The sequence below is a fragment of the Serratia sp. CoH_134_PS_4 genome (genome assembly GCF_058190535.1).
Genome location: NZ_JBXWKI010000019.1, coordinates 89,639 through 101,792 on the forward strand (window position 1 = coordinate 89,639; position 12,154 = coordinate 101,792).

General features: G+C 58.5%; 11 protein-coding genes. 10 read left to right on the top strand and 1 reads right to left on the bottom strand.

All coding sequences use genetic code 11. The features are described 5' to 3' along the window. The first annotated feature begins 93 nt into the window (after positions 1 to 93). The 9 genes from AC2FCQ_RS22600 (at position 94) to AC2FCQ_RS22640 (ending at position 9,766) form a co-directional block, all read left to right on the top strand. Entirely contained in the window at positions 94 to 1,035 is a 942-nt protein-coding gene (locus tag AC2FCQ_RS22600; RefSeq protein ID WP_209637651.1) for a VOC family protein, read from the top strand. After that, complete coding sequence (locus AC2FCQ_RS22605) at positions 1,032 to 2,243, top strand: NAD(P)/FAD-dependent oxidoreductase (RefSeq protein WP_490309096.1); 1,212 nt, start codon at positions 1,032 to 1,034, stop codon at positions 2,241 to 2,243. The genes AC2FCQ_RS22600 and AC2FCQ_RS22605 overlap by 4 nt, the downstream gene beginning before the upstream one ends. A 76-nt stretch (positions 2,244 to 2,319) precedes the next feature. Continuing rightward, positions 2,320 to 3,582 carry an MFS transporter gene (locus AC2FCQ_RS22610; RefSeq protein ID WP_209637597.1) on the top strand — a complete coding sequence of 421 codons (1,263 nt, stop codon included), beginning with the start codon at positions 2,320 to 2,322 and terminating at the stop codon, positions 3,580 to 3,582. Between the two features lie 29 nt (positions 3,583 to 3,611). Then, a complete protein-coding gene (locus AC2FCQ_RS22615) occupies positions 3,612 to 4,136 on the top strand; it encodes a cupin domain-containing protein (RefSeq protein WP_265556792.1) in 525 nt (174 codons plus the stop codon). Beyond that, positions 4,136 to 4,954 (top strand): alpha/beta fold hydrolase, encoded by an 819-nt coding sequence (locus AC2FCQ_RS22620; protein ID WP_209637601.1) that lies wholly within the window; start codon positions 4,136 to 4,138, stop codon positions 4,952 to 4,954. The genes AC2FCQ_RS22615 and AC2FCQ_RS22620 overlap by 1 nt, the downstream gene beginning before the upstream one ends. Continuing rightward, the gene (locus AC2FCQ_RS22625) at positions 4,951 to 5,745 is read left to right on the top strand and encodes an SDR family oxidoreductase (RefSeq protein ID WP_209637603.1); all 795 of its coding nucleotides are present in this window, start codon (positions 4,951 to 4,953) and stop codon (positions 5,743 to 5,745) included. Before AC2FCQ_RS22620 ends, AC2FCQ_RS22625 begins: the two co-directional genes overlap by 4 nt. A 17-nt stretch (positions 5,746 to 5,762) precedes the next feature. Continuing rightward, complete coding sequence (locus tag AC2FCQ_RS22630) at positions 5,763 to 6,557, top strand: aspartate dehydrogenase (protein WP_404760435.1); 795 nt, start codon at positions 5,763 to 5,765, stop codon at positions 6,555 to 6,557. A gap of 15 nt (positions 6,558 to 6,572) precedes the next feature. Next, entirely contained in the window at positions 6,573 to 8,042 is a 1,470-nt protein-coding gene (locus tag AC2FCQ_RS22635) for an aldehyde dehydrogenase (protein WP_490309097.1), read from the top strand. 83 nt (positions 8,043 to 8,125) lie between these two features. Beyond that, positions 8,126 to 9,766, top strand: a complete 1,641-nt coding sequence (locus tag AC2FCQ_RS22640; protein WP_404760433.1) for a thiamine pyrophosphate-binding protein — start codon at positions 8,126 to 8,128, stop codon at positions 9,764 to 9,766. 570 nt (positions 9,767 to 10,336) lie between these two features. Here the strand turns inward: AC2FCQ_RS22640 and loiP are convergent. Further along, positions 10,337 to 11,089, bottom strand: a complete 753-nt coding sequence (loiP, locus tag AC2FCQ_RS22645) for a metalloprotease LoiP (protein ID WP_209637612.1) — start codon at positions 11,087 to 11,089, stop codon at positions 10,337 to 10,339. A gap of 238 nt (positions 11,090 to 11,327) precedes the next feature. Between loiP and AC2FCQ_RS22650 the strand changes: the two genes are divergently transcribed. Further along, a partial coding sequence (locus tag AC2FCQ_RS22650; protein WP_490647422.1) for a thiamine pyrophosphate-binding protein occupies positions 11,328 to 12,154 on the top strand: 827 nt, incomplete at its 3' end.

Consider the following 12,154-nt stretch of genomic DNA (forward strand, 5'->3'; position numbering starts at 1 on the left):
ATCACTCAGGCAGGGATGAGGCTCATGACAATCATGGGCCGGGGTTCGATCATGCCTGAAAACCGTATTCAGCGAGAACGTGAGGCACAATTAATGAGCGTAATCGGAATCGAAAAACTGGAGTTTGGCGTTGAAGATCTGCCAACGTGCGAGAAATTCATGCAGGACTTCGGTCTGCAGGCAGCGCAACAGCACTGGGGCGAACGTCAACGAGAATTCACCACGCTGAGCGGTGCCCGCGTGGTGCTGCATCCGTTGCAGAGCGACGCGCTGCCGGCAGCGTTCGAGAGTGGTTCGACTCTCCGCCGTATGACCTGGGGGGTTAGCAGCCCGTCCGAGTTGGCGGCGTTGCAACCGCTGTTGGCGCAGATGCCGGGCTTCCGCCAGGTGGGTGAAGAGCTGGAGTGTCTCGATCCGAACGGCATGACGCTGCGCTTTAGCGTCAGTCAGCAGCGCGACGTTGATTTACCTGTGTCACCGATCAACCAGTGGGGCGATGTACGCCGTATTGATCAGCCGAGCCCGGTGTACGCCCAGGCGCAGCCAATCAACATCGGTCATGTAGTGTTCTTCGTCGAGGATCTTGCGGCGACTGAGCGCTTTTATCGTGAGGTGTTGGGGTTTCAGGTATCGGATCGTTATATCGATCGTGCGGTATTCCTGCGCACTCAGGCACGCGGCGGTCATCACAATCTGTTCTTGCTGAAATTGCCTAATCGACCACGCGGCTTGAATCATGTGGCCTTTACCGTCCGCGATATCCACGAGGTGATCGGCGGCGGCATCGCCATGAACAAAGAGAAGTGGAGTACCTTTATCGGCCCCGGCCGCCATCCAATCTCCTCGGCCTATTTCTGGTACGTCAACAGCCCGACGGGCGGTGCGTTTGAGTATTACACCAACGATGACTACCTGACCGAAAACTGGCAGCCGCGTGAGCTGGAACATTCGCTGGTGTCGTTCACCGAGTGGGCTGTGGAAGGCGGAATCGACCATGACACGCGGCGGCAGCAGAAAAAACCGGAGGCGTTATGAGCCAGCCAGAACCGGCGGGCATCGTGATCATCGGTGGTGGTCAGGCTGGCGGCTGGGCAGCAAAAACGTTGCGCGATCGTGGCTATGCAGGGCGTTTGACGGTGGTCAGCGATGAACCCTATGACTTTTATGAACGGCCACCGCTCTCCAAGGCGGCGTTGCTGGACGGTAATGCGCCACTCAGCCGGCTGTTCAGCGAAGAGGTGGTCGCCGGGTTGAACATCGATTGGCGTCGCCCGCTGCGTGCCGCATCTATTGATGCGCCACAGCAAATTGTCCACCTCAGCGATGGCAGGCAACTGCAGTTTGATCAACTGCTGATTGCTACCGGTGGGCGACCACGCTTGCCGGACGCCCGTTGGGCTGAGCATCCGCGCGTGATGACGCTGCGTTCCTGGGATGATGCGGCAAAGCTGCGCCAGGCGCTGCAGGATTGCCGCACGCTGGCGATTGTCGGCGGTGGGTGGATCGGGCTGGAGATCGCCGCATCGGCGCGGCGCATGGGGGCTGATGTGACGGTCTTCGAGCGTCAACCGGCCCTGTGCATGCGTAGCGTTGGGGCGGACGTCTCACAGGCGTTGCTCGAACTGCATCAGCAGCAGGGGGTTAGGGTGCAGTGCGGCTGCGGCGACATTCAACTGGAGGATCGTAACGGCAGTGCCTGGATCGGCAGCGACATCAGTGATCCTCAGCCGTTTGATCTGGTGGTCGTGGGGATCGGCGTGGAGCTGAACCTGGAGCTGGCGTACGGTGCCGGGTTAAAGGTTGATGCCGGCATTGTGGTTGACGGACAGGGGCGCACCAGCCACTCCGCCATTTTCGCCGCCGGGGATGTCGCGCGCCACCCAACGCTCGGGCTGTGCCTGCAGTCCTGGGCTTATGCGCAGAACCAGGCGATCAGCACCGCCTGCGCAATGCTGGACGCTTTTGCTTCTCCTTATGATGATGTGGCCTGGCTGTGGTCGGATCAATATGACGTCAATATCCAGATCCTTGGCGTACCGGCCGGTGGCATGTATCACGTGGTGCGGCGCACGCCACAATCGCAGGTGTTCTTTACGCTGAATGCCGATCGGCAGTTGGTGCAGATGGTGGCGTTTAACGATGCGCGCACCATCAAGCTGGGTAAACGCTGGTTGGCCAGCGGACGGGTGCTGGAACCGCAGCAGTTGGCGGACGCAGAGTTTTCTTTAATGGCGTTGAAATAATCATTCCCCAATGCGTTTTATGTTTCAGCTAACAAGGCTGTAGCGTGAAACGCGAAGGGGGAATCGGGAGCGTTTCATGACTACGCAAGACATTGACGCCCGCGCTGAACGGGTGGGGGAGGCTGTTGCCGAAAACCCGCAGCAGCGGGTGCGCTGGTCGGTACCCATCGCGCTATTCGCCTGTGTGTTGCTGGCGTTTTTCGACAAGATCAGCATCGCGGCACTGTTTTCCGATAGCGAATTCCAGCAGGCGCTAGGCATCAGTTTTGACCCTGCGCGGTTGGGCTTGTTGATGAGTGCATTTTTGTTCTCCTACGGCATTTCTTCAATGCTGTTGAGCGGCATTGGCGATCGGCTGAACCCGGTAAAAGTCCTGATCGGCATGATGGTGGTGTGGGGCGTATTGATGGTGTTGATGGGCCTGACGCGTTCTTATCACACCATGATGACGCTGCGCATTTTGCTCGGTATCGCCGAAGGTCCGCTGTTGCCGATGGCTTACGCCATTATCCGCCAGGCTTTCCCGCAGCGGCTGCAGGCGCGCGCCACCATGCTGTGGCTGCTCGGTACACCGCTGGGGGCAGCGCTCGGCTTCCCGGTCACGCTGTATATCCTCAATACCTTTGACTGGCAGGCCACCTTCTTCTTTATGGCGTTCCTGACGCTGCCGGTCATGCTGTTGGTGCTGTTCGGCATGCGCCATCTCAACGTATCACGTCCGGCAGCGGTCACGGTTTCAAAACCGGCCGTCGCCGAACGTAAACAGCATCGCTATGAGCTGCTGCGCAACCCGCATTTCTGGATGATTTGCCTGTTTAACATCGCCTTTCTGACCTACCTGTGGGGCATGAACGGCTGGCTGCCCAGCTACCTGATCAAGGGCAAAGGCATTCACCTGGAACATGCCGGTTACCTGTCATCACTGCCGTTCATCGCCATGCTGCTGGGGGAAGTGGTCGGCGCCTGGCTGTCGGACAAACTGGATCGCCGTGCCTTGGCCTGTTTTATCTCGCTGTGCGGCGCCGGGCTGGGGTTGGCCGTGGTGCTGCATATGCAGGGCACCTATAGCGTGATTGCCGCCATGGCCTTCAGCACCTTTATGTGGGGCGCAGGCGCGCCGAACATCTTTGCTCTGCTGGCGAAAGCGACCAGCAGCAAGGTCAGCGCCACCGCCGGCGGTATTTTTAACGGATTAGGCAATTTTGCCGGTGCGCTGGCGCCGGTGCTGATGGGGGCGCTGATCGCCGCTACCGGCAACATGGATAACGGTTTGCTGTTCCTGGTGGTGATGGCCTTTATCGGCTGCATCATTCTGCTGCCGTTGCTGAAGAAATATTGATATCCCATTGATCAACGAGGAGTACCAACATGTCCCAGGTTGAGAAACAAACCGGCGTTAAGCCACAGGATCAGTCGATAGAAAATTGGGTGGAATCACGCATCGCCCGTTTTGAAGGCCGCAAATATGACTGGAACGCGCTGAAGTTCCAGGCTGACTACGACCCGAAATACCGCCGTGCCCAGATGCGTTATATCGGTACCGGCGCCACGGGGGTGGTTAACGATACCAACACCATTCCAGCGGGTAACTTTACGTTTTCCACCATGGTGTTGCCGTCTAAATGCGAAGGGCCATTACACCTGCATGATGACGTGGAAGAAGTGTTCTTTATGCTGAAAGGCAGCATCACGCTGATGATCCAGGACGGTACCGAGTATTACGAAACCAAGCTGAAAGAGCGCGATCTGATCTCTGTCCCTGCCGGCGTCTACCGTGGGTTATTCAACCACGGCGAAGAAGAAGCGTTGATGTGCGTCATGCTTGGCACCGCCAAACCGGAAACGCCGACCTACCCGGCAGATCACCCATTATCCAAAGTGAAACGCAACTGATGAACGGCTTAGCGCAACGTCAGCAGGCACGCTGCGGGGATTACACCCTGAGCTGGCGCGAAGCGGGACACGGCCGGCCGGTGGTATTGCTGCACGGTATTAGCTCCGGTTCTGCGTCGTGGATCAAGCAGTTCAACGATCGTGGTTTAGCCGACGGCCACCGCCTGCTGGCCTGGGATGCGCCGGGTTATGGTGGCAGTTTGCCGCTGACGGTCAGCCAACCGGGGGCTACCGCCTATGCCGCTGCGCTGGCGGCGCTGGTGGCGCAATTGCAGTTGGAGCAACCGTTGATCGTGGGTCACTCACTCGGGGCATTGATCGGCAGTGCTTATGCTGCCGGTTATCCCGATGGCTTGTGTGGGCTGGTGCTGGCGGATCCGGCTCAAGGTTATGCCAGCGCACCGGAAGAAAAGCGCCAACAGGTTTATGGCCAGCGCAAACAGATGATCGAAACCCTGGGGCCGCAAGGTTACGGCGAACAACGGGCAGCCGCGCTGCTGCGCGATGACGCGGATCCGCAAGATATCGCCTGGATCCGCAACGGCATGCAGCAGTTGGATCCTGACGGTTTTCTTAGCGCAGCCTGGATGCTGGCTAATGACGACATCAGCCACTATTTGGCGCATTACCGTGGTCCGTTACAGGTGTGGTGCGGTGACGGCGATCGGATCACGCCACCGGCAGCGGCGACAGTATTGGCGCAGCAGCAGGACGCGCCCCTGCGTCTGATTGAGGGGGCGGGGCACGCCAGCTATCTCGATGCGCCAGCGCAATTTAACCGCTATCTGCAGGACTTTACGGGAGCAATCCAACCATGAATTTTCAGCTTGAGAAACGTGTCGCTGTCGTGACGGGCGGTTCGTCGGGCATCGGTTTCGAAACCCTGCGTTTGTTGCTGGCGGAAGGGGCGAAGGTGGCATTCTGCGGCCGCAACGCGGACAAATTGGCCGGTGCCGAAGCCAGTCTGCGTAGTGAGTTTCCGCACGCGGAGATCCTGGCGCTGTGTTGTGACGTACTGGACGAGTCGCAGGTGACACAGTTTGCTGCCCAAGTGATGGCGCACTTCGGCGCAGTGGATGTGTTGATCAACAACGCGGGTCAGGGGTTTGTCGCGCACTTTGACCAAACACCGCGTTCCGCCTGGCTACATGAGGCGGAGCTAAAGCTGTTCGGTGTCATCAACCCGGTGCAGGCGTTTCTGCCGGCGCTGGAACGCTCGGATATTGCGTCAATCACCTGCGTGAACTCGCTACTGGCATTGCAGCCGGAAGAACACATGATTGCCACGTCGGCAGCGCGTGCTGCCTTGCTCAATATGACGCTAACGCTGTCAAAAGAGCTGGTGAGCAAGGGGATCCGCGTTAACTCGATCCTGTTGGGCATGGTGGAGTCTGGCCAATGGCGCCGCCGTTTCGACGAGCGCAGCGATAAGGATCAAAGCTGGGAACAGTGGACGGCGGCGATAGCTGAACGACGCGGTATCCCAATGAAACGTCTCGGTAAACCGCAGGAGCCTGCGCAGGCGTTGCTGTTCTTGGCTTCACCTTTGGCGTCCTTTACCACCGGTGCGGCGCTTGACGTCTCCGGCGGCTTTAACCGCCATCTTTAATCGCAAGGGCTGAAAAGATGAAAAAGATCATGATGATTGGTTACGGCGCGATGGCCAAAGAGGTGCTTTCCCGTCTACCAGATGGGGTGAGCGTTGGCTGGATCGTGGCACGTGCGGCTCATCATGCGGCAATTGTCAGTGACTTTGGCGGCGCGGTGCAGGCGTTAACCCACCCGGATCGGTGTGCTGAACGGCCTGATTTGGTGCTGGAGTGCGCCAGCCAGCAGGCGGTGGCAGAGTTTGGTGAAGCGGTGGTCATGCGTGGTTGGCCATTGGCGGTGATCTCTACCGGTGCGCTGGCGGATGCGGCGTTGCAGCAGCGGTTGCAGCAAGCCTGTCGGTTGCATCATGGGCAAGTGATTGTGCTGTCCGGCGCGGTGGCGGGTATGGACGGATTGGCATCGGCACGCGAAGGCGGGCTAGACAGCGTGACCTATCAGGCCTGCAAAAGCCCGGCGAGCTGGCGCGGCAGCATGGCGGAACAATTGATTGACCTCGATGCCGTGAGCGAAGCGCAGGTATTTTTCGAAGGCTCGGCGCGGGAGGCGGCGCAGCTGTTCCCGGCCAATGCCAACGTGGCGGCGACCATTGCGCTGAACGGTCTCGGAATGGACGCCACCCGAGTACGGTTGCTGGTGGATCCTGAGACCCGGCGCAACACCCACAGACTGCAGGTGTGCGGGAACTTCGGTGAATTTCGGATTGAGCTGAGTGGCAACCCGTTAGCGAGCAATCCCAAGACATCAACCCTGGCTGCGTTAAGCGCAGTACAAGCCTGCCGCCGTCTGGTCGACGGTGGTTTTATTGCCTGAACGGCAGGAGTGAGCATGGAAAAGTTAACGATTTTTGTGGCTGGGCGCTGGTGTGAAGGGCGAGGCGATGAGATGACCTCGGTGTTTCCGGCTGACGGCAGTGTCAATGCGCGGCTGTGTGCCGCCAGCATTGACGATGTGAACGACGCGGTGGCCGCAGCGGAACGTGCCTGGCGTGCACCTGAGTGGCGCGGGCTGGTGCCGCACCAGCGTGCCAGCATTCTGTACCGCGTCAGTAACCTGATTATGGCGCAGCAGGAAGAGCTGGCGCAGTTACAGACACGCGATAACGGTAAACCACTGGCGGAAACCCGTGGTTTGGTAGCCAGCGCCGCGGCAACGGCTCGCTACTTTGCCGCAGCCTGCGAGGTGCTGGAGGGAGAACTACCGACTCAACGCAGTGCTGAGGTGATGACGTTGAGCCAGTATCAACCGTTGGGGGTGATCGCCGCGATCACCCCGTGGAACTCACCGATTGCCAGTGAAATGCAAAAGGTGGCGCCGGCATTGGCTGCGGGCAACGCGGTGATCCTCAAACCTGCCGAAGCCACGCCGCTGATGGCATTAAAATTGGCGGAGCTGTTTGAACAGGCGGGGTTGCCGGCCGGGTTACTCAGCGTACTGCCGGGCAAGGGTTCGGTGATTGGCGAAGCCTTGGCACGTCACCCGTTAGTGAAAAAGATTTCGTTTACCGGTGGCACCAATACCGGTCGCCATCTGGCGCATATCGCCGCCGAAAAGCTGATCCCCACGTCGCTGGAGTTGGGCGGCAAGTCGCCAACTATCGTGCTGGAGGACGCCGATCTGGAACAGGCGGCACGCGGCATCTGTTACGGCATTTTCAGCTCCGCAGGGCAGGCTTGTATAGCCGGGTCGCGGCTGTTTGTGCATCGCTCTTTGTACCAACCGTTGCTGGCACGCCTGAGTGAACTGGCGGCCGGTCTGCGGGTGGGTAATCCGCTGACGCCGGGAGTGCATCTCGGCCCGCTAATTAACGACAAGCATCGCCAAAGCGTGGCGGATTACGTGGCGCTGGCGCAGCAGGAGGGCGGCAGGGTGGTGATGGGCGGCGAGGCCCCGGCAGATCCGTTGCTGGCAGGCGGTAGCTATTACCTGCCGACGATTATCGACGGGTTGAGCAACAGCGCCCGCGCCTGTCAGGAAGAGATTTTTGGCCCGGTTCTGGTGGTGCTGCCGTTTGACGACGAGAAACAGCTCATTGAACAGGCCAATAACTCGGTGTATGGGCTGGCAGCCGGTATCTGGAGCCGTGACTTCACGCGGGCGATGGCGCTGGCGGAGCAACTGGAAACCGGCACGGTGTGGATCAATACCTACAAAACATTCTCCATTTCTACGCCGTTCGGCGGTTTTAAAGAGAGCGGTCTGGGCCGCGAAAAGGGCCTGCACGGCATCAAGGCTTACATGCAGCAAAAGAGCCTGTACCTGGCGCTTAACCATCAGGTAAATCGCTGGAGCGATTAGGTTTGATCGACGGTGCGTACCCCCTTTGCCCCTGCAACTTGAAAGACGAAGGGTATACAACGAACACAATAAGAAGGCAGATGATGAGCGAGAAAATAACGGTTGGTGAGGCAATAGCCCGGACTCTGGAACAGTACGATGTGTCGGCGATGTACGGCATCATTTCGATTCATAATCTGCCGATCGCTGACGCAGTAGGCCAGCGTGGCAACATTCGCTTTGTACCGGCGCGTGGCGAAGCGGGAGCCGTCACCATGGCCGATGCGCATGGACGTTTCTCTGGTCTTGGTGTGGCCTTGACCAGTACCGGCGCAGGTGCAGGCAATGCCGTTGGTGCGATGATCGAGGCGATGAACGCCAACACGCCGCTGCTGCATATTACCGGCCAGGTGGAAAAAGCGTATCTGGATGCCGATGCCGGTTTTATTCATGAAACCCGCGATCAGCTTGGTTTCCTACGTGCCTGCTCCAAACGTGCCTATCGGGTCAACTCCCCGGAACAGGCGGTGGCAGTGATCCAACGGGCGATCCTCGATGCGCAGACCCTACCTTGTGGCCCGGTTGCGGTCGAGATCCCTATCGACATTCAGAGCAGCCTGGTCTCCAGTGCGGTGCTGAGCCAGCCTGTAGCGCCAGCTCCACTGCCGCAGGCCAGCGACGAAGCGGTTGAGCGGTTGTATCAGCGGCTGAAACAGGCCAAACGCCCGTTACTCTGGCTGGGCGGCGGTGCGCTGGCCTGCGGAGACGCCGTGCGTAAACTGGCGGATGCCGGTATTACCGTGATCTCCAGTACGCACGGGCGCGGCATTTTGCCTGATAGCCATCCCCGTAGCCTGCGGGCGTTCCATAATTCGCCGAGCATTGAGGCGATCCTGACGCAGTGCGATTTGACGCTGGTGGCCGGTTCGCGGTTGCGCAGCAATGAAACCCGCACCTGGACGCTGCCGCTGCCGCGCCCATTGGTACAGATTGATATTGATCCGGCAGCGGCCAACCGCAATTACCTGGCTGACGAATACATCAACGGCGACTGCGGTGCTTTGCTTAATGCGCTGGCTGCCCGACTGAATCCGGGTGAGAAGGTCAATGCCGAGTGGGATGCCGAGATCATTGCTGCGGTGCAGCAGGCGGAAAGCGCGTTGCGTCAGCAGTCGGGGGAATATGCCAAATTAAACGACGCCATTGCCGCTGCGCTGCCGCAGGATGGGTTGCTGGTGCGTGATATCACCGTCTCCGGTAGCGTCTGGGGCAGCCGTTTATTCCGCGCTATTTCGCCGTTGTGCAACATTCACTCGTTGGCGGGCGCGATTGGCATGGGTCTGCCGATGGCGATTGGCACCGCGATCGCCAACCCGCAGCGTAAGGTGGTTGGGCTGGTGGGCGACGGCGGGCTGGCGTTAGGCCTGGGCGAGCTGGCGACCATGGCGCAGGAGCAGGCGAATATCACTCTGCTGATCATGAACGACGGCGGTTATGGCGTGATGCGCGGCATTCAGGATAAATATTTTGCCGGTCGCCAATACTATAACGAGCTGCATACCCCGGCGTTTACGCTGGTTGCTGAGGCTATGGGGCTGAAGGCATGGAAGGTGGACAATGCGGCGCAGTTCAATGGCGTGCTGGCAGAAGCGATTAATTATCCGGGGCCGTCGGTGGTGGAAGTGGATATGAACAGTATTGGGCCGTTGACCTTCGCCGGGCCGCCGCAAAAGAGTTTGTATTGAGGATATAAAAAATGCCCGGCTCTGCCTAAACTCCGCTTACTCGAGGTGTTTTTTAGCGAGTTCAACGTTTTTTTCGGTCGATAAATGAATAACGTACCATGAGGCTCATGCGCCTCGACCGAGCAAGGGGCCGTAAGCGCGGCCCCTTGCAACCCGCGATCTTGCCCACTCAGACGGTTGGCTGCGCCAACGGCTCTCACTTCATCACGCCGCATCACGGCCGGCTACGACAGGCGTCCCTGCCTGTCTCGCCTGAAACCGCCGTCCATGGCGGTTTCGCCTATGCGTTGTTCTTGCGTTCGACGTCTTCAGGGCGCTCAACGGCGTGCTCATCTCATTATTTTCACTGTCTTTCATCACGCAATGTCGCACTTAGGGTATTCGCGCGGCGGACAGAGGGTCTTAAGCAAAGGTGCGGGTGGGGAAGCGCCAATTGCCATTCATTGTGGCGGCAGAGAAGACTGGATTTTTATGGCAACTCGACCTGCACTGAGCCTACAGGGGCCGAATAAAAAAAATGCCAATCAGGCTTAACCGATTGGCATTGTGGCATCAGCCGGGCGTTTTATGTTACTTGCCGGCTGCGATACGATCGCGAATATGCTGTGCACGTGCTTCGGAAGCAGGGTGATCGTCAAACATACTGCTTTGACGACCGGCTTCCATTTTAGCCAGTTTTTCGAAGCTGGTGACCAGCCCGTTTGGATCGATACCACGCTGTTTCATCAGATCGAAAGAATAGTCATCCGCTTCGCTTTCCTGTTTCTGGGAGAACTGCGCGTTAACCAGTTTTTCACCCATGTCTGCCAACTGTGACTGCGACAGCGAACCTATGATGCCGCCGGTTGAGGCTGCGGCGGTACGCAACGCCACTGTGCCATAAGCTACCTGCATCGCCTTGCGAGTATGGCCGAGCGCCACGTGACCCATTTCATGGCCCAGCACGCCTTCCACTTCATTGTCAGTCATCATGTCCATGAGCCCGCTGTAAACGCGGATACAGCCGTTAGCCATTGCCCAGGCATTCACGTCTTTGGTGACGTAAACCTTGTAGTTAGCCGGTGTGCCGTTGATATTATCCCCCAGCGCCGCAGCAATTTTGTTCAAACGCTTGGTGTAAGTGCTGTCGGCCGGCGCGATTTGTGCCTTGCTGTCCATCTCTGCGCAGGATTTATCACTCAGGGTTTTGACGTCGTCATTGCTCAATGTCGCCGCCTGAAAGGCTTGCGCGCCAGACTGCATCAACGTATCGGTATTCAGGTTTTGACAGCCGCTTACCAAGGTGGCAATGCTTAATGCAATCAAAGAGGTACGGATTTTCATAAAGCCATCTTCCTGTGATAGTAACAAGGGGGAGTGTCATTTTTAGTTTAGGGAAATCGTGCTGCACGAGACTAGTGTACGATAGCAATTGGGAAAATAGTGTTATTCCGAAAAACCGACCAATCGTGCTAATAAGTTGTGAACTCGCTCTCATTTGGTATTAGGGATTGCCGTTTTAATGCTGAGTCTGAGAAAATAGAAAACTTGACTGATTTTTTAATCCGACCTGGAGTAAAACATGTCCTCTCGTAAAGAGCTTGCCAACGCCATCCGCGCACTCAGCATGGACGCCGTACAAAAAGCAAATTCCGGCCACCCGGGTGCACCTATGGGCATGGCGGACATCGCCGAAGTCCTGTGGCGTGACTACCTAAACCACAACCCGACCAACCCGCACTGGGCTGACCGTGACCGCTTCGTCCTCTCCAACGGCCATGGCTCCATGCTGATTTACAGCCTGTTGCACCTCACCGGCTACGACCTGCCGATGAGCGAGCTGGAAAACTTCCGCCAGCTGCACTCCAAAACCCCAGGCCACCCGGAATACGGCTACACCCCAGGCGTTGAAACCACCACCGGCCCACTGGGCCAGGGTATCGCCAACGCCGTCGGTTTTGCCATTGCCGAACGCACCCTCGGCGCGCAGTTCAACCGCCCGGGCCATGACATCGTCGACCACCACACCTACGCCTTCATGGGCGACGGCTGCATGATGGAAGGCATCTCCCACGAAGTCTGCTCGCTGGCCGGTACCCTCAAGCTCGGCAAACTGACGGCGTTCTACGATGACAACGGCATCTCCATCGACGGTCACGTTGAAGGCTGGTTCACCGACAACACCGCCGAGCGCTTTGAAGCCTACGGCTGGCACGTGGTGCGTCACGTTGACGGTCACAACCCGGACGCCATCAAGGCCGCGATTGAAGAAGCCCGCAAGGTCACCGACAAGCCGTCCCTGCTGATGTGCAAAACCGTGATTGGTTTTGGTTCACCGAACAAGGCCGGCACCCACGACGTGCACGGTGCGGCGCTGGGCGCTGCCGAAGTGGCCGCCACCCGCGAAGC